Genomic DNA, 16,081 nt, shown 5'->3' with positions numbered 1-16,081 from the left:
AAATATGGAATCGCTATGAGTGTTTCACAAGAAATAACATCGCCGCCGCGCGGCACGGTACTGAATGTTTTGCGCCGTTTGCATTTTTACATTGGCCTGTTTATTGCGCCGTTTATTTTTATTGCGGCATTAACCGGCACGCTTTATGTCCTGACGCCACAGATAGAAAACGTAATTTATAAAGATGCGTTAACCGCGGAACCTGTGGGTGCCGCTCAGCCGCTGTCCGCTCAGATTGCTGCGGCGCGGCGATATGTTGGTGATGCGCGGATTTATGCGGTACGGCCTGCGCCCGGCGCTCATGACACCACTCGCGTGCAATTTACGGATGCACAGTCAGGCCCATCAGAGTCACGCTCTGTTTTCATCGATCCTTATACGCTTCGCGTCAAAGGTGATATGACCGTATACGGCACCAGCGGCGTGTTACCTCTGCGGATGTGGCTTGACCAGATGCATCGTGGACTGCTGCTGGGGGATGTTGGCCGCAACTACAGTGAACTCGCGGCGTCGTGGTTGTGGGTAGCGGCGCTGGGCGGGATCGTGTTGTGGTCTGGTACCCGGCCCCGGCGTCAGGTAAAAACGCGCAAGACGGGTTTTGCACTGACACGATACTGGCATATTACGCTGGGCCTGGTGTTATCTCTGGGGTTGATCTTTTTCTCCGTTACGGGATTGACCTGGTCGCAGTGGGCCGGGAGCAATATTGATAAAATGCGTAGCGATCTTGGCTGGCTGACACCGCAGGTCAGAACGGCATTAAATGGGGCTGCACCCTCTGCGCCTGCCGATCCCCACGCCGATCATCATCCCGACATGGACGGCATGGTGATGGAGACTTCAATGCCGGGTCATCATGCCAGTATGCCCGCCGTATTCAATCAGCCGGACGCGGACTGGGACAGCGTTGAACACGCCGCGCGCCTGGCCGGTTTACACGCTGCCAAAATTGAGCTGCGCCAGCCCAAAAACCCTGACCAGGCCTGGACGGTCAGTGAGATAGATCGTCGCTGGCCGACGCAGGTCGACTCGGTATCCGTAAATCCGCATGACTTCAGCATTGTTGATCACGTTGAGTTTGCCCGTTTCCCGCTGGTCGCAAAACTTACGCGCTGGGGCGTGGATGCACATATGGGCGTGCTGTTTGGCTTACCCAATCAGTTGCTTCTCGCGTTCTTTGGTTTTGGTTTGTGCGCCATGATCGTGCTCGGCTACCGCATGTGGTGGATTCGACGCCCGGCACTGCCGCAGGCCAATCCAGTGCAAACGCTGCTCGCGGCCTGGCTGGCGTTACCCCGCTATCTTCAGGGCTCAAGCCTGATTCTCGCCCTGGCTCTGGGTTATGCGTTGCCGCTGATGGGCGTCAGTTTAGTGGTCTTTGTGCTTCTGGATCTGCAACGCTGGCGTAAAGCGCAGCGTGCGGTACGCCAGGTGGTCGCTACGCCGGAAGATCAACAATCGCCGCTGGCGATTGTGCAGTCCCGTTTTGCAGTAAAGCGTAAAGAGATGCGCTATTTCCTGCGCAGTGTCGCCATTCTCGCCATTATTGTCGGAACGGTGATGGCTCGCGCCATGGTGAGTGGTGTAATTGAGCAATACAATATTCCGTTCAGCGACTGGACCGCGATGATGTATATCACGCAGGCCTTGATGATTTTGCTTTATACAACAGTGTTTACAGGCTTAATGTCCATTCCGCTCTGGTACTTCTTCCTGGGTGAAAGCGACGAGCAAGGTAAATAAACAATGTCGCCCGCTAAAAGCGGGCGACAGTGCTGTCAGGCATAATAACTTTTGCCCGTTCTGTGATGATGGACAACATGGGCACGTTGTAGCGCATGTTTAAACTGCCGTACATCCTCGCGTAACCAGTGACGCTGCGTTAAAGGCAGATGCTCCAGCCCCTCAGGCAACGGTACCCCATATAACGCCCCACGATTGCAAAGCGCTCTGACCAGGCTTGTTTGCGAAATACCCAGATAGGTCGCCATTTCGGGTAATGTCATAAACTCTGCATGCATGTTCACCTCCCAACCTGTCGTTAATGCTGCATTTTTGTTCAATTCAGGGCGATTCTTATTGATCTGCGTCATATACACGCATTAAACAGACGAAAGAGGGAGAAAGTTGCTAAGCTGGAAGTTCTGCTTAAGACAACATGAGAAGACCACGTGCAACGTTATGGATTGATGGTGCTTTTTCTTGTTTCCTGTTGGTCTCATGCTCACACATTTACGATGGGCAAACCTGTTCCGGCCGTTTCTGTCGCAGATAAAGGTGAAATGCAGTTACGCAACGGTCAAATTCACTACCAAACCTGGAACAGTCAGTCACTTACAGGAAAAGCCCGTTTACTTATTCATGTGGCTGGCCGGTTATCGGCTAAAGAGCAGTCCGCAGGCCTCATCAGCGCCATTCAGCAGGCCAGTCTGCCGGAAAAGACCTTTCAGACAACTACCATCGTTAATACCGACGATGCGCTGCCGGGCAGCAGTATTTTTGTGGTTAACAGCATTCGCGCCAGTAAAAAAGCGTCGCCGTGGCAGCAGTTCATCATTGACAGCAGTGGCCTTGCCCGCCATCGCTGGCAGCTTAAACCGGGCGGGGCGGCGGCAATTGTTCTTGACGCACAAGGCAATGTGCAATTTGCCAAAGACACTCCCCTGAGCGCGGATGACATTTCACAGATTATTTCGCTATTACGGGCGCTGACGCGCTGAAGAACGATCCAGGTGATTAAGAGCTGTCCGGCAGAGGGCAGTGACGGAGGTTGATGAATTTCCCCTCTTTTCTTAAAGCTCAACTAGTATTAATTATATGGGTTTAGCCCCAAAAAAACTGAAAACCCGAACGGTAAAAAACGGGTAGCCCTGCCAACGATGCTCTGGCAGTTAAAGTATCTTTTAAAATGGCATCGCACGTTTTAGCGTTGTCGTAAATGTATTCGTTAATAAGGACAGCCCGAATGACGGTCTGCGCAAAAAAACACGTTCACCTTACTGGCATTTCGGCTGAGCAGTTGCTGGCTGATATCGATAGCCGCCTTGATCAGTTACTGCCGGTTCAGGGTGAGCGGGATTGTGTGGGTGCCGCGATGCGTGAAGGCACGCTGGCACCGGGCAAACGTATTCGTCCGATGCTGCTGTTATTAACAGCGCGCGATCTTGGCTGTGCGATCAGTCACGGGGGATTACTGGATTTAGCCTGCGCGGTTGAAATGGTGCATGCTGCCTCGCTGATTCTGGATGATATGCCCTGCATGGACGATGCGCAGATGCGTCGGGGGCGTCCCACCATTCACACGCAGTACGGTGAACATGTGGCGATTCTGGCGGCGGTTGCTTTACTCAGCAAAGCGTTTGGGGTGATTGCCGAGGCTGAAGGTCTGACGCCGATAGCCAAAACTCACGCGGTGTCGGAGCTGTCCACTGCGATTGGCATGCAGGGTCTGGTTCAGGGCCAGTTTAAGGACCTCTCGGAGGGCGATAAACCCCGTAGCGCCGATGCCATACTGCTAACCAATCAGTTTAAAACCAGCACGCTGTTTTGCGCGTCAACGCAAATGGCGTCCATTGCAGCCAACGCGTCCTGCGAAGCGCGTGAGAACCTGCATCGTTTCTCGCTCGATCTCGGTCAGGCCTTTCAGTTGCTTGACGATCTTACCGATGGCATGACCGATACCGGCAAAGACATCAATCAGGATGCAGGTAAATCAACGCTGGTCAATTTATTAGGCTCAGGCGCGGTCGAAGAACGCCTGCGACAGCATTTGCGCCTGGCCAGTGAACACCTTTCCGCGGCATGCCAAAACGGCCATTCCACCACCCAACTTTTTATTCAGGCCTGGTTTGACAAAAAACTCGCTGCCGTCAGTTAAGGATGCTGCATGAGCCATTTTGCGGTGATTGCACCGCCCTTTTTCAGCCATGTTCGCGCTCTGCAAAACCTTGCTCAGGAATTAGTGGCCCGCGGTCATCGTGTTACGTTTTTTCAGCAACATGACTGCAAAGCGCTGGTAACGGGCAGCGATATCGGATTCCAGACCGTCGGACTGCAAACGCATCCTCCCGGTTCCTTATCGCACCTGCTGCACCTGGCCGCGCACCCACTCGGACCCTCGATGTTACGACTGATCAATGAAATGGCACGTACCAGCGATATGCTTTGCCGGGAACTGCCCGCCGCTTTTCATGCGTTGCAGATAGAGGGCGTGATCGTTGATCAAATGGAGCCGGCAGGTGCAGTAGTCGCAGAAGCGTCAGGTCTGCCGTTTGTTTCGGTGGCCTGCGCGCTGCCGCTCAACCGCGAACCGGGTTTGCCTCTGGCGGTGATGCCTTTCGAGTACGGCACCAGCGATGCGGCTCGGGAACGCTATACCACCAGCGAAAAAATTTATGACTGGCTGATGCGACGTCACGATTGTGTGATCGCGCATCATGCCTGCAGAATGGGTTTAGCCCCGCGTGAAAAACTGCATCATTGTTTTTCTCCACTGGCACAAATCAGCCAGTTGATCCCCGAACTGGATTTTCCCCGCAAAGCACTGCCAGACTGCTTTCATGCGGTTGGACCGTTACGGCAACCCCAGGGGACGCCGGGGTCAGCAACTTCTTATTTTCCGTCCCCGGACAAACCCCGTATTTTTGCCTCGCTGGGCACCCTGCAGGGGCATCGTTATGGCCTGTTCAGGACCATCGCCAAAGCCTGCGAAGAGGTGGATGCGCAGTTACTGTTGGCACACTGTGGCGGCCTCTCAGCCACGCAGGCAGGTGAACTGGCCCGGGGCGGGGACATTCAGGTTGTGGATTTTGCCGATCAATCCGCAGCACTTTCACAGGCACAGTTGACAATCACACATGGTGGGATGAATACGGTACTGGACGCTATTGCTTCCCGCACACCGCTACTGGCGCTGCCGCTGGCATTTGATCAACCTGGCGTGGCATCACGAATTGTTTATCATGGCATCGGCAAGCGTGCGTCTCGGTTTACCACCAGCCATGCGCTGGCGCGGCAGATTCGATCGCTGCTGACTAACACCGATTACCCGCAGCGTATGACAAAAATTCAGGCCGCATTGCGTCTGGCAGGCGGCACACCAGCCGCCGCCGATATTGTTGAACAGGCGATGCGGACCTGTCAGCCAGTACTCAGTGGGCAGGATTATGCAACCGCACTATGATCTCATTCTGGTCGGTGCCGGTCTGGCTAATGGCCTTATCGCGCTCCGGCTTCAGCAACAGCATCCGGATATGCGGATCTTGCTTATTGAGGCGGGTCCTGAGGCGGGAGGGAACCATACCTGGTCCTTTCACGAAGAGGATTTAACGCTGAATCAGCATCGCTGGATAGCGCCGCTTGTGGTCCATCACTGGCCCGACTACCAGGTTCGTTTCCCTCAGCGCCGTCGCCATGTGAACAGTGGCTACTACTGCGTGACCTCCCGGCATTTCGCCGGGATACTCCGGCAACAGTTTGGACAACATTTATGGCTGCATACCGCGGTTTCAGCCGTCCATGCTGAATCGGTCCAGTTAGCGGATGGCCGGATTATTCATGCCAGTACAGTGATCGACGGACGGGGTTACACGCCTGATTCTGCACTACGCGTAGGATTCCAGGCATTTATCGGTCAGGAGTGGCAACTGAGCGCGCCGCATGGTTTATCGTCACCGATTATCATGGATGCGACGGTCGATCAGCAAAATGGCTACCGCTTTGTTTATACCCTGCCGCTTTCCGCAACCGCACTGCTGATCGAAGACACACATTACATTGACAAGGCTAATCTTCAGGCCGAACGGGCGCGTCAGAACATTCGCGATTATGCTGCGCGACAGGGTTGGCCGTTACAGACGTTGCTGCGGGAAGAACAGGGTGCATTGCCCATTACGTTAACGGGCGATAATCGTCAGTTTTGGCAACAGCAACCACAAGCCTGTAGCGGATTACGCGCCGGGCTGTTTCATCCGACAACCGGCTACTCCCTACCGCTCGCGGTGGCGCTGGCCGATCGTCTCAGCGCGCTGAATGTGTTTACCTCTTCCTCTGTTCACCAGACGATTGCTCACTTTGCCCAGCAACGTTGGCAGCAACAGGGGTTTTTCCGCATGCTGAATCGCATGTTGTTTTTAGCCGGACCGGCCGAGTCACGCTGGCGTGTGATGCAGCGTTTCTATGGCTTACCCGAGGATTTGATTTCCCGCTTTTATGCGGGAAAACTCACCGTGATCGATCGGCTACGCATTCTGAGCGGCAAGCCGCCCGTTCCCGTTTTCGCGGCATTGCAGGCAATTATGACGACTCATCGTTGAAGAGCGACTACATGAAACCAACTACGGTAATTGGTGCGGGCTTTGGTGGCCTGGCACTGGCAATTCGTTTACAGGCCGCAGGTATTCCTGTTTTGCTGCTTGAGCAGCGCGACAAGCCGGGTGGCCGGGCTTATGTTTATCAGGAGCAGGGCTTTACTTTTGATGCAGGCCCTACCGTTATCACCGATCCCAGCGCGATTGAAGAACTGTTTGCTCTGGCCGGTAAACAGCTTAAGGATTACGTCGAGCTGTTGCCGGTCACGCCGTTTTATCGCCTGTGCTGGGAGTCCGGCAAGGTCTTCAATTACGATAACGACCAGGCCCAGTTAGAAGCGCAGATACAGCAGTTTAATCCGCGCGATGTTGCGGGTTATCGAGCGTTCCTTGACTATTCGCGTGCCGTATTCAATGAGGGCTATCTGAAGCTCGGCACTGTGCCTTTTTTATCGTTCAAAGACATGCTTCGGGCCGCGCCCCAGTTGGCAAAGCTGCAGGCCTGGCGCAGCGTTTACAGTAAAGTTGCCGGCTACATTGAGGATGAGCATCTTCGGCAGGCGTTTTCTTTTCACTCGCTCTTAGTGGGGGGGAATCCGTTTGCAACCTCGTCCATTTATACGCTGATTCACGCGTTAGAACGGGAATGGGGCGTCTGGTTTCCACGCGGTGGAACCGGTGCGCTGGTCAATGGCATGATCAAGCTGTTTCAGGATCTGGGCGGCGAAGTCGTGCTTAACGCCCGGGTCAGTCATATGGAAACCATTGGGGACAAGATTCAGGCCGTGCAGTTGGAAGACGGCAGACGGTTTGAAACCTGCGCGGTGGCGTCGAACGCTGATGTTGTACATACCTATCGCGATCTGCTGTCTCAGCATCCCGCAGCCGCTAAGCAGGCGAAAAAACTGCAATCCAAGCGTATGAGTAACTCACTGTTTGTACTCTATTTTGGTCTCAACCATCATCACGATCAACTCGCCCATCATACCGTCTGTTTTGGGCCACGCTACCGTGAACTGATTCACGAAATTTTTAACCATGATGGTCTGGCTGAGGATTTTTCGCTTTATTTACACGCACCTTGTGTCACGGATCCGTCACTGGCACCGGAAGGTTGCGGCAGCTATTATGTGCTGGCGCCTGTTCCACACTTAGGCACGGCGAACCTCGACTGGGCGGTAGAAGGACCCCGACTGCGCGATCGTATTTTTGACTACCTTGAGCAACATTACATGCCTGGCTTGCGAAGCCAGTTGGTGACGCACCGTATGTTTACGCCGTTCGATTTCCGCGACGAGCTCAATGCCTGGCAAGGTTCGGCCTTCTCGGTTGAACCTATTCTGACCCAGAGCGCCTGGTTCCGACCACATAACCGCGATAAGCACATTGATAATCTTTATCTGGTTGGCGCAGGCACCCATCCCGGCGCGGGCATTCCCGGCGTAATCGGCTCGGCGAAGGCGACGGCAGGCTTAATGCTGGAGGACCTGATTTGACGAATACGTCATTACTGAATCATGCCGTCGAAACCATGGCGGTTGGCTCGAAAAGCTTTGCGACTGCATCGACGCTTTTCGACGCCAAAACCCGTCGCAGCGTGCTGATGCTTTACGCATGGTGCCGCCACTGCGACGACGTCATTGACGATCAAACACTGGGCTTTCATGCCGACCAGCCCTCTTCGCAGATGCCTGAGCAGCGCCTGCAGCAGCTTGAAATGAAAACGCGTCAGGCCTACGCCGGTTCGCAAATGCACGAGCCCGCTTTTGCTGCGTTTCAGGAGGTCGCGATGGCGCATGATATCGCTCCCGCCTACGCGTTCGATCATCTGGAAGGTTTTGCCATGGATGTGCGCGAAACGCGCTATCTGACACTGGACGATACGCTGCGTTATTGCTATCACGTCGCCGGTGTTGTGGGCCTGATGATGGCGCAAATTATGGGCGTTCGTGATAACGCCACACTCGATCGCGCCTGCGATCTCGGGCTGGCTTTCCAGTTGACCAACATTGCGCGTGATATTGTCGACGATGCTCAGGTGGGCCGCTGTTACCTGCCTGAAAGCTGGCTGGAACAGGAAGGACTGACGAAAGCGAATTATGCTGCGCCAGAAAACCGGCAGGCCTTAAGCCGTATCGCCGGGCGACTGGTACGGGAAGCGGAACCCTATTACGTATCATCAATGGCCGGTCTGGCACAATTACCCTTACGCTCGGCCTGGGCCATCGCGACAGCGAAGCAGGTGTACCGTAAAATTGGCGTGAAAGTTGAACAGGCCGGTAAGCAGGCCTGGGATCATCGCCAGTCCACGTCCACCGCCGAAAAATTAACGCTTTTGCTGACGGCATCCGGTCAGGCAGTTACTTCCCGGATGAAGACGTATCCACCCCGTCCTGCTCATCTCTGGCAGCGCCCGATCTAGCCGCATGCCTTTCTCTCAGCGTCGCCTGAAGTTTAGATAACGGTGGCGCGTACAGAAAACCAAAGGACACGCAGCCCTCTTTTCCCCTTACAGCATGATGCATACGGTGGGCCATGTATAACCGTTTCAGGTAGCCTTTGCGCGGTATGTAGCGGAACGGCCAGCGCTGGTGTACCAGTCCGTCGTGGACCATAAAATACAGTAAACCATAAGCGGTCATGCCTGCACCAATCCACTGGAGCGGCCAGATTCCTGTACTGCCGAAGTAAATCAGGGCAATCGACACAATGGCGAATACCACGGCATAGAGATCGTTAACTTCAAATGCGCCTTTACGCGGTTCATGATGTGAAAGATGCCAGCCCCAACCCCAGCCGTGCATGATGTATTTATGTGCCAGTGCAGCAACCACTTCCATGCCGACCACGGTGATAAACACGATCAGGGCATTCCAAATCCACAACATAATCTCTCCAGTACAGACGTCCGGCATCAAGCGTGAGGAGTTAATTTTAACAGAGATTAGCCCGTCTACTTACGGGAAAGAGAAAAGGCGCGCCAGAAAGGCGCGCCTGGCATCAGAAATCCGCCTTCAGAACCACGCGGTAATTGGCTTTACCCGCGCGTACGTGCGCCAGCGCATCGTTAATTTTGGACATTGGGAAGTACTCTACCGTCGGGGCGATATCTGCACGACCAGCCAGCTTCAGCAGTGAACGTAACTGAGCCGGAGAGCCTGTTGACGAGCCAGTAACGGCACGGTCACCCAGAATCAGACTAAAAGCCGGGACATCGAAAGGTTTCAGCACCGCGCCGACCGTATGGAACTTGCCGCGAGGAGCCAGTGCCGCAAAGTACGGCTGCCAGTCGAGATCGACCGCGACAGTGCTGATAATCAGATCGAACTGACCGGCCAGCGCTTTCAGCGCCTCGGGATCGCGACTGTTCACCACATGGTCTGCCCCCATGTCGAGGATAGCCTGCTTTTTGCTTTCAGATGAACTGAACGCCGTTACTTCCGCCCCCATGGCATGCAGGATTTTAATGGCGATATGACCCAGTCCACCAATCCCGATCACACCAACCCGGCTCATCGCCGTGATGTTGTGCATCAGCAGAGGCTTAAATACCGTGATACCGCCGCAGAGCAGTGGGCCTGCCGTGGCAGGATCCAGTTTTTCCGGCAGCGGAATGACCCATTGCCAGTTAGCACGCAGCTTCTCAGCGAAACCGCCGTGGTTGCCGATGGTCGTCGTCGTACCCTGTGCACAGTTAACGTGATCGCCACTGATGCAGGGATCGCAGTGCTGGCAGCTTTTGGCCGTCCAGCCAATGCCCACACGCTGACCAACTTTCAGCCCTTTATTTTTTGCACTGTCGCCCAGTGCGGCTACGCGTCCGATGACCTCATGACCAGCAACCACGGGATAAGCCGAAATTCCCCACTCGTTATCGATCATCGACAGGTCGGAGTGACAGACACCACAATACTCAACCTCGACTTCAACATCTTCAGCGTCCAACGGGCCGGGATCATAGTCGTAACGCTCCAGCGCTTGTCCCGCCTGCATGGCTGCGTAACTCTTAATTGTCATTCTGTACCTCTTTTAACGCGTTGATTTGGCAGTCAGCGTATTCGCAACGGTCACGAACTGACCACCGCCAAGATGATGTAATGTATGGAGCGCGGGATCCACGGCCTCGAAATGCCAGCGGCCGTCATAAAATACCCGGCTGTCAGCCGCCGCAGTGATCACCTCACCAAACAGCGTGTCATAGGCCTGTTGCGCTTCCGTTTCAGGCAGCAGACGGCACTCCATCCACGCGACACAGCTCTCTTCCAGCAACGGCACGCCATAGTGCGGACTTTCGTGTGCCTGAATAGCGAAGTCGGCAAACTTGTCCTGATCGCGCCCGGACGTGCTGCCCACCGCATAAGCCATATCCACAAAACCCGCCGCCGGTACACAAATGCCAAATGCCCCGCTGGCTTCAATGATCTCACGTGACAATGTGGATTTATCCACAACGATAGCCATTCTTGCTGGTGTGAACTCAACGGGTACCGACCAGGCTGCGGCCATGATGTTGCGGCGCTTTGACTGACTGTCGCGACTGGTAATTAACACCGTGGGACCGTGATTAAGCAGACGGCTTGCGTGTTCCAGCGCTACCGGACGAAAATGCGACATGCAGTGTTCCTCAGACCTGAACCAGGCATAAATGACGCGACTGAACCCCAATATCAGGGAATAAAGCGCGTTACCTTAGCGGCTTTTATTTCGCTTCAGTTTGCCGCTTTGTGCCTTAACGTTAAAAATAATGTTTAATATCATGATTTAACATTGATGAAATCTGATAGTGCTGGCCTTTAAAGCGAAACCGCCGGATAGCTAATTCTAGTTTGGTTTGGTTTGATGTGAGAGAAATGAGATTAATCCTTATCGGTTAAAAATAAGGTCTGCACTGGCAGAACCTGGCTAAGTTTGTCACAGTCATTGAAGCCAACTTTCATGCTTTACAACAGGAGCCGCTATGAACACTGAAACACTACGGGCAGAACCACTGACCTGGGGTCATGGGCCTCATCTTTTTGAAGTTTTTATCGAGCCCACCTGCCCTTTCTCCGTTCGGGCTTTCAATAAGCTGGATGCGCTCCTGAGCCTGGTCGGAGAAGATAAGATGACGCTTAAAGTCCATCTTCAGTCCCAGCCCTGGCATATGTATTCCGGGGTTATTGTGCGCTATATTCTTGCCGCCTCAGTACAAGGTAAAGCGGCGGCTAAAGCCGTCCTCCAGGCGGTGGCCGATCACCGCGAAGCGTTTGAGTTCACTGACCACTGCCGTGGTCCTAACATGGACACCACGCCTAACCAACTCCTGGCACGGCTCAGGGATTACAGCGGCATTGATGCTTATGCGGCTTTCGATCGCCCTGACTTACAAAATCTGGTGAAATGGCACTGTAAGTATGCCCGTCAGAACGGGATTCATGTTTCGCCAACCTTCATGATTAATGGTCTGGTACAGCCCGATATCGGCAGCGGCGATTCGGTTGAACAGTGGGCAGAACGCCTTCTGGCCTGATATTCCCCTGCGATGCACACAAACTGAGTGGATAACCCATAAACGGACGTAATATTCCCATGACAATGAATGTGGAACAAATAAAGGCTAAATATCCTGGCGCACTGTCGTGGTCATTTGGCGATTCACCTGAGCTGGCGAATGAACTGGCGACCCTGGTCCTGACCGGGAAGAAAATTGCCACCTGCAGCTCACTGCAGGGCTGGTACGATGACGACGTCAGGCCGCTGCCTGGCGGTTACAACATTATTTTAGATGGCGAGAAAAAACCGCTGTGCGTCGTCAGAACGACCGGGCTTTTTCTGACGCGCTTTGATCGCGTCACGCCGGAAATGGCCTGGCCATGATGGAAGGAGAAGGCGACCTGAGTCTTGAGTACTGGCAGCATGAACATCAACGCTTCTTCCAGCGCAACGGCGGATTCAGTCCCGAAATGGAGCTGATCTTTGAAACCTTCCAGCTGGTGGAAGTCATCTGACTAACCGCCCGTTCGTATTACATCCGAACGGGCGGTTTCATTCCGGGGCAGCAGGCCGAATCAACGGTGCAGCGCCATTGACCATCACTGTCCCGGCGAAACACATAGGTGGCGCGCCGGGTCATTTCAACATGGTTTTCCTGCTGACAGGGATAACGCAGCACGGTTTCCATGATCACCAGCGCCGTTTTCCCCTCTCAGTGACCGCCATTCGGCCCAGCTCAACCATCCGCTTATCCTGAACAATGGCCTTAAAAGCACGACGCATGGCGGCCTTGCCCGTTACTGTCATTCCCGGCTTTATCATCAGGCTGGCATCCTCTACATAGTGCTGCATCAATGCATCGTAATCACGGGAAGTCATCGCCCTGTCGCATCGTCTGACAACCTGTAAAACAGGTAGCTCATTCATCAGCTCTTCCGCACGCATTGCGGGTATGTTAAGTATATGCTTACCGATGTTAAAAGGAGTTAATCATGTTTAGTCATATGGTTGTTGGTACAGACGATATTGAACAGGCTAAAAAATTCTATGACGCCATTTTTGCCGTAATAGCGTGTGAAGAGCAGGGAATTGATGCCATAGGCCGCCCTTTTTATTCGAAAAATAACCAGCGTTTTATTGTCACTAAGCCCATTAATGGTCAACCGGCCACCTTTGCCAATGGCGGAACCATTGGCTTTGCGATGCCCTCATCTGACGCCGTCTTCCGCTGGCATCAGCAGGGTCTCGAAAACGGCGGAACCTCGGCTGAATCCCCACCGCATATCAGAGAAACCGATGGTCGTTGTGTCGCTTATCTCAGAGATCCCACCGGTAACAAGCTGTGTGCTTTCTACAATCCGTCATAGTGTATGATCGGTTCTGTACACGCAGCGAAAAAGCCTTGTAAACGGAGAGCCGTTGGATATTAATCTCGCTGGCTTTCTGCCTGCACTGTTGCCGATTGCGCTGTCACCTGGGGCGAGTTTCACTCTGGCGATGAACAGTGCACTTACATCAGGCTACAGAGGCTTGTTTAAAACACTGTTCGGCACTGCGCTGGGTATTTACACGCACGCGCTACTGATTGGACTGGGACTGTCAACGGCGCTGGTGGCGTCATCCACAGTGTTCACCTGGTTGAAAATCGTGGGGGGCGTTTATTTACTGTGGCTTGGCGGACTGCTGTTTATTACCGGGATAAAGACAAAAACCTTTACGCTGAACGCCATGGACAGCGCGGTGACGATAAAAGGCGCCTGGCTGGCCAACGTCATTAACCCTAAAGCTATCCTGTTCTACCTGACGGTGGTTTCCCAGTTTACAGGCGACAGAACCGATCTGGCTGCCTTCCTGAGCCTGGCCACCGTGCACATTGTGGTGATGTGTCTCTGGCTCACGCTTATCAGCCAGCTACTGGTTTTTTCAGCGCAAAGTGTGAATCCCGTTGTTCTGAAACGCTATGTAAACATGGCAGGGGGCCTTTTGCTGATAGTGATTGCCGTACACAACCTGGTATCCTGATCGTGCGTTCAACGCGGTCATCATAACTTTCATTCATATCGGAAGGCAGGGGGAAACAGATGGTGGCCGTTCAGCAATGGTGTAAAGACGATTATCTGATCACGACAGATCGCGCAAGGATGGATATTGAGGCGATTCATCGCTATCTTACCCGCTCAACATGGGCAGCCGGTATTGATGTGGAAACGGTGGCTCTGTCGATAGAGAACAGCTTAAATTTTGGCCTTTTTCATCATCAACAGCAGCTCGGATTTGCACGCTTTGTTACTGATTACGCCACCTTTGCCTATTTATGTGATGTCTACGTGCTGGAAGAGTATCAGGGCGCAGGTCTGGGAGGTTGGCTGATTACCTGCTGTCAGTCCCATCCCATCGTGGATAAACTTCGCAGGATGCTACTGTTCACCTCAACCGCGCCATGGCTATATAAAAAGTTCGGTTATGAGCCCGTCAACCGGCCCGATTACGCCTGGACGATTACCCGACCCGATATCTATCAGGCCCGTCGTTCAGACCGGGCCTGATAAGCCTGCTTTTCCGTCAGATTTAGCGGTCGGCGATGATGGCCAGCCGCTCACAGCCACGCGCCTCCAGTGCCTGCGCGGCCTGAGCGGCACGCATGCCGCTGGCGCAGACCAGAACAATGCGCTTATCCGCAGGCGGCTGCCAGCGGGCAATATCCTGTGGCAGTAGCCTCTCAGCATTCGTGCTGACGCTCACGGGGGCTTCATCCATCCCACGTAACTCCACCACGCAGTCATCTGGCGTCAACAAGGCAGGATCAATAAACGGAATCCCGGGTTTTTCCGGTTCCGGTGCCGCGTCAAAGCGGAACTGACGCAGTTGCCATGACACAAAATCACAGTTGATCATGCACCCTAACGGTGACGGCGACAGCGTTAGCAGTATGCTGAGCGCCATCTGAGCCTGCATGGCGCCTAAGGTGGCAACCGCCGGGCCTAAAACCCCCGCGGTGTTGCAGTTGCCTGATGCTTTGGGTAAACGGGGAAACAGCGCGCGATAGCTGGGCGCTCCGCCGCTAAATCCGCCAACATAGCCCTGTCTTCCCAGCACAGAGGCACTCACCAGGGGAATTCGTCGGGCATAGCAGTTGTCGGAGAGCAGATAGGTCACAGCAAAATTGTCTGCGGCGTCAATGACCAAATCAATTCCTGTCATTGCCGTATCGATAATGCTGGCACGCAGAGCATCAGCATGCGGCTCAATGACTATGTCAGGATTGCGTTGCGCCAGCGCACGCTGCGCGCAGAAGACCTTGGGCTCGCCAATGTCGGCAACGGTAAACAATGTCTGGCGATGCAAATTATGCAGCGTCACGACATCATGATCATACAGCCGGATATAGCCCACGCCGGCCCCTGCGAGCAGGGGCAACAGGGTTGACGCGAGTCCACCTGCGCCCACGACCAGAACGCGGGCTGCAGCCAGCGCCTGCTGCCCCTCATCCCCGACTTCAGGCAACATAGTCTGTCGTTGATATCGCGACATTTTCGCTCCTTAACTGAACTGCGCCAGACCAAAAACGGGTGTGGAGGCGACCGCCATATCCCGACGTTCCATCATGCCGGCCAACCGCGCCTGATGTCCTGACTGAATGGCACTGGCAAACGCTCCCGCCATGCGTACCGGATCGTGGGATTTCGCGACGGCGGTATTCAGCAACACGGCATCAAAGCCCAGCTCCATCGCCTGCGCCGCCTGGCTGGGAGCACCGATCCCCGCGTCAATAATCAGCGGAACGTCTTTAAACCAGGCACGCATGGTGCGTAAACCGTCAATATTGCGTAGCCCCTGCCCCGAGCCAATGGGCGCGCCCCAGGGCATCAGCACCTGACAGCCCGCTTCCAGCAGTTTTTCGCCCACAATCAGATCTTCTGTGGTGTAAGGAAAAACATGAAAACCTTCGGCACATAAAATACGGGCGGCCTCGACCAGGGCGAAAGGATCCGGTTGCAGGGTATCCGCATGCCCGATCACTTCCAGTTTGATCCATGGCGTGGCAAACAGTTCGCGCGCCATATGCGCCGTCGTGACGGCTTCCCTGACGGTGTGGCAACCCGCCGTATTGGGTAACACGCGCTTATTCAGCGTTTTCAGTAAATCTCGAAAGGCCCCACCCTGATTTCCTTCCCGACGCAGACTGACCGTGATGATATCCGCACCGGAGGCCACAACAGCCTGCTGAAGAATATCCGGTGAGGGATAACCGGCCGTGCCCAGTAAAAAACGGGAGTCGCCCGTGTAGTCGTAAAACATGA

At 54.3% G+C, this 16,081-nt stretch carries 17 protein-coding genes and 2 pseudogenes; 12 read left to right on the top strand and 7 right to left on the bottom strand.

All coding sequences use genetic code 11. The features are described from left to right. Window positions 1–15 precede the first annotated feature (15 nt). Window positions 16–1,743: a DUF2534 family protein gene (locus tag RAC60_RS20860; RefSeq protein WP_058702480.1), complete on the top strand. Its 1,728-nt coding sequence runs from the start codon at window positions 16–18 to the stop codon at window positions 1,741–1,743. A gap of 35 nt (window positions 1,744–1,778) precedes the next feature. Here RAC60_RS20860 and RAC60_RS20855 read toward each other — a convergent pair whose 3' ends face one another. Then, a complete protein-coding gene (locus tag RAC60_RS20855; RefSeq protein ID WP_058702583.1) occupies window positions 1,779–2,021 on the bottom strand; it encodes a hypothetical protein in 243 nt (80 codons plus the stop codon). Window positions 2,022–2,189: 168 nt separating this feature from the next. On the opposite strand from RAC60_RS20855, the gene RAC60_RS20850 reads away from it, so the two are divergent. The 6 genes from RAC60_RS20850 (at window position 2,190) to crtB (ending at window position 8,730) form a co-directional block, all read left to right on the top strand. Next, window positions 2,190–2,720, top strand: coding sequence for a YtfJ family protein (locus RAC60_RS20850; RefSeq protein ID WP_058702481.1), 531 nt, complete (start codon window positions 2,190–2,192; stop codon window positions 2,718–2,720). 245 nt (window positions 2,721–2,965) lie between these two features. Next, window positions 2,966–3,877, top strand: a complete 912-nt coding sequence (locus RAC60_RS20845) for a polyprenyl synthetase family protein (RefSeq protein WP_375094249.1) — start codon at window positions 2,966–2,968, stop codon at window positions 3,875–3,877. A 9-nt stretch (window positions 3,878–3,886) separates the two neighbouring features. After that, window positions 3,887–5,182: a glycosyltransferase gene (locus tag RAC60_RS20840; protein ID WP_058702482.1), complete on the top strand. Its 1,296-nt coding sequence runs from the start codon at window positions 3,887–3,889 to the stop codon at window positions 5,180–5,182. Next, complete coding sequence (gene crtY / locus RAC60_RS20835) at window positions 5,166–6,314, top strand: lycopene beta-cyclase CrtY (protein WP_058702483.1); 1,149 nt, start codon at window positions 5,166–5,168, stop codon at window positions 6,312–6,314. The genes RAC60_RS20840 and crtY overlap by 17 nt, the downstream gene beginning before the upstream one ends. Window positions 6,315–6,325: 11 nt before the next feature. After that, window positions 6,326–7,804, top strand: coding sequence for a phytoene desaturase (locus RAC60_RS20830; RefSeq protein ID WP_375094248.1), 1,479 nt, complete (start codon window positions 6,326–6,328; stop codon window positions 7,802–7,804). Next, complete coding sequence (gene crtB, locus RAC60_RS20825) at window positions 7,801–8,730, top strand: 15-cis-phytoene synthase CrtB (RefSeq protein WP_039339600.1); 930 nt, start codon at window positions 7,801–7,803, stop codon at window positions 8,728–8,730. The genes RAC60_RS20830 and crtB overlap by 4 nt, the downstream gene beginning before the upstream one ends. On the opposite strand, the gene RAC60_RS20820 is transcribed toward crtB, so the two are convergent. From RAC60_RS20820 to RAC60_RS20810, 3 genes are all read right to left on the bottom strand, one after another. Continuing rightward, window positions 8,669–9,196 carry a sterol desaturase family protein gene (locus RAC60_RS20820; RefSeq protein WP_033742309.1) on the bottom strand — a complete coding sequence of 176 codons (528 nt, stop codon included), beginning with the start codon at window positions 9,194–9,196 and terminating at the stop codon, window positions 8,669–8,671. The two genes, crtB and RAC60_RS20820, sit on opposite strands and share 62 nt — an antisense overlap. 112 nt (window positions 9,197–9,308) lie before the next feature. Beyond that, the gene (locus RAC60_RS20815; protein ID WP_006122045.1) at window positions 9,309–10,325 is read right to left on the bottom strand and encodes an NAD(P)-dependent alcohol dehydrogenase; all 1,017 of its coding nucleotides are present in this window, start codon (window positions 10,323–10,325) and stop codon (window positions 9,309–9,311) included. A 12-nt stretch (window positions 10,326–10,337) separates the two neighbouring features. Beyond that, window positions 10,338–10,922: a flavin reductase family protein gene (locus RAC60_RS20810; protein WP_058702484.1), complete on the bottom strand. Its 585-nt coding sequence runs from the start codon at window positions 10,920–10,922 to the stop codon at window positions 10,338–10,340. Window positions 10,923–11,265: 343 nt separating this feature from the next. Between RAC60_RS20810 and RAC60_RS20805 the strand changes: the two genes are divergently transcribed. Continuing rightward, window positions 11,266–11,817, top strand: coding sequence for a thioredoxin domain-containing protein (locus tag RAC60_RS20805; protein ID WP_033742311.1), 552 nt, complete (start codon window positions 11,266–11,268; stop codon window positions 11,815–11,817). Window positions 11,818–11,876: 59 nt separating this feature from the next. Next, window positions 11,877–12,295 (top strand): annotated as a pseudogene (locus tag RAC60_RS20800) (ASCH domain-containing protein). A 17-nt stretch (window positions 12,296–12,312) separates the two neighbouring features. Here the strand turns inward: RAC60_RS20800 and RAC60_RS20795 are convergent. Continuing rightward, window positions 12,313–12,707, bottom strand: a pseudogene (locus RAC60_RS20795) (YybH family protein). Between the two features lie 65 nt (window positions 12,708–12,772). Here RAC60_RS20795 and RAC60_RS20790 point away from each other — a divergent pair. From RAC60_RS20790 to RAC60_RS20780, 3 genes are read left to right on the top strand one after another with little or no spacing between them, the layout of a single operon-like run. Beyond that, entirely contained in the window at window positions 12,773–13,147 is a 375-nt protein-coding gene (locus tag RAC60_RS20790; RefSeq protein WP_006122041.1) for a VOC family protein, read from the top strand. Between the two features lie 52 nt (window positions 13,148–13,199). Next, window positions 13,200–13,802 carry a LysE family translocator gene (locus RAC60_RS20785; RefSeq protein ID WP_058702485.1) on the top strand — a complete coding sequence of 201 codons (603 nt, stop codon included), beginning with the start codon at window positions 13,200–13,202 and terminating at the stop codon, window positions 13,800–13,802. A 59-nt stretch (window positions 13,803–13,861) separates the two neighbouring features. Beyond that, window positions 13,862–14,326, top strand: coding sequence for a GNAT family N-acetyltransferase (locus tag RAC60_RS20780; RefSeq protein ID WP_058702486.1), 465 nt, complete (start codon window positions 13,862–13,864; stop codon window positions 14,324–14,326). A gap of 22 nt (window positions 14,327–14,348) precedes the next feature. Here the strand turns inward: RAC60_RS20780 and RAC60_RS20775 are convergent, their stop codons facing one another. Both RAC60_RS20775 and RAC60_RS20770 read right to left on the bottom strand, forming a co-directional pair. Beyond that, complete coding sequence (locus RAC60_RS20775) at window positions 14,349–15,311, bottom strand: HesA/MoeB/ThiF family protein (RefSeq protein ID WP_058702487.1); 963 nt, start codon at window positions 15,309–15,311, stop codon at window positions 14,349–14,351. A 9-nt stretch (window positions 15,312–15,320) separates the two neighbouring features. Further along, on the bottom strand, window positions 15,321–16,079 hold the full coding sequence (locus RAC60_RS20770; protein ID WP_058702488.1) for a thiazole synthase: 759 nt from the start codon (window positions 16,077–16,079) through the stop codon (window positions 15,321–15,323). Window positions 16,080–16,081 lie beyond the last annotated feature (2 nt).

It is taken from the genome of Pantoea sp. BR_17 (assembly GCF_041955125.1).
GTDB lineage: Bacteria > Pseudomonadota > Gammaproteobacteria > Enterobacterales > Enterobacteriaceae > Pantoea > Pantoea stewartii.
This window is presented reverse-complemented; position numbering and strand designations above follow the sequence as displayed.

What these genes read in the sequence shown, in the direction of transcription:
- RAC60_RS20860 (WP_058702480.1), top strand. Translation starts at nt 16, where the DNA reads ATGAGTGTTTCACAAGAAATAACATCGCCGCCGCGCGGCACGGTACTG.
- RAC60_RS20855 (WP_058702583.1), bottom strand. Translation starts at nt 2,021, where the DNA reads ATGCATGCAGAGTTTATGACATTACCCGAAATGGCGACCTATCTGGGT.
- RAC60_RS20850 (WP_058702481.1), top strand. Translation starts at nt 2,190, where the DNA reads ATGGTGCTTTTTCTTGTTTCCTGTTGGTCTCATGCTCACACATTTACG.
- RAC60_RS20845 (WP_375094249.1), top strand. Translation starts at nt 2,966, where the DNA reads ATGACGGTCTGCGCAAAAAAACACGTTCACCTTACTGGCATTTCGGCT.
- RAC60_RS20840 (WP_058702482.1), top strand. Translation starts at nt 3,887, where the DNA reads ATGAGCCATTTTGCGGTGATTGCACCGCCCTTTTTCAGCCATGTTCGC.
- crtY (WP_058702483.1), top strand. Translation starts at nt 5,166, where the DNA reads ATGCAACCGCACTATGATCTCATTCTGGTCGGTGCCGGTCTGGCTAAT.
- RAC60_RS20830 (WP_375094248.1), top strand. Translation starts at nt 6,326, where the DNA reads ATGAAACCAACTACGGTAATTGGTGCGGGCTTTGGTGGCCTGGCACTG.
- RAC60_RS20820 (WP_033742309.1), bottom strand. Translation starts at nt 9,196, where the DNA reads ATGTTGTGGATTTGGAATGCCCTGATCGTGTTTATCACCGTGGTCGGC.
- RAC60_RS20815 (WP_006122045.1), bottom strand. Translation starts at nt 10,325, where the DNA reads ATGACAATTAAGAGTTACGCAGCCATGCAGGCGGGACAAGCGCTGGAG.
- RAC60_RS20810 (WP_058702484.1), bottom strand. Translation starts at nt 10,922, where the DNA reads ATGTCGCATTTTCGTCCGGTAGCGCTGGAACACGCAAGCCGTCTGCTT.
- RAC60_RS20805 (WP_033742311.1), top strand. Translation starts at nt 11,266, where the DNA reads ATGAACACTGAAACACTACGGGCAGAACCACTGACCTGGGGTCATGGG.
- RAC60_RS20790 (WP_006122041.1), top strand. Translation starts at nt 12,773, where the DNA reads ATGTTTAGTCATATGGTTGTTGGTACAGACGATATTGAACAGGCTAAA.
- RAC60_RS20780 (WP_058702486.1), top strand. Translation starts at nt 13,862, where the DNA reads ATGGTGGCCGTTCAGCAATGGTGTAAAGACGATTATCTGATCACGACA.
- RAC60_RS20775 (WP_058702487.1), bottom strand. Translation starts at nt 15,311, where the DNA reads ATGTCGCGATATCAACGACAGACTATGTTGCCTGAAGTCGGGGATGAG.
- RAC60_RS20770 (WP_058702488.1), bottom strand. Translation starts at nt 16,079, where the DNA reads ATGTTTTACGACTACACGGGCGACTCCCGTTTTTTACTGGGCACGGCC.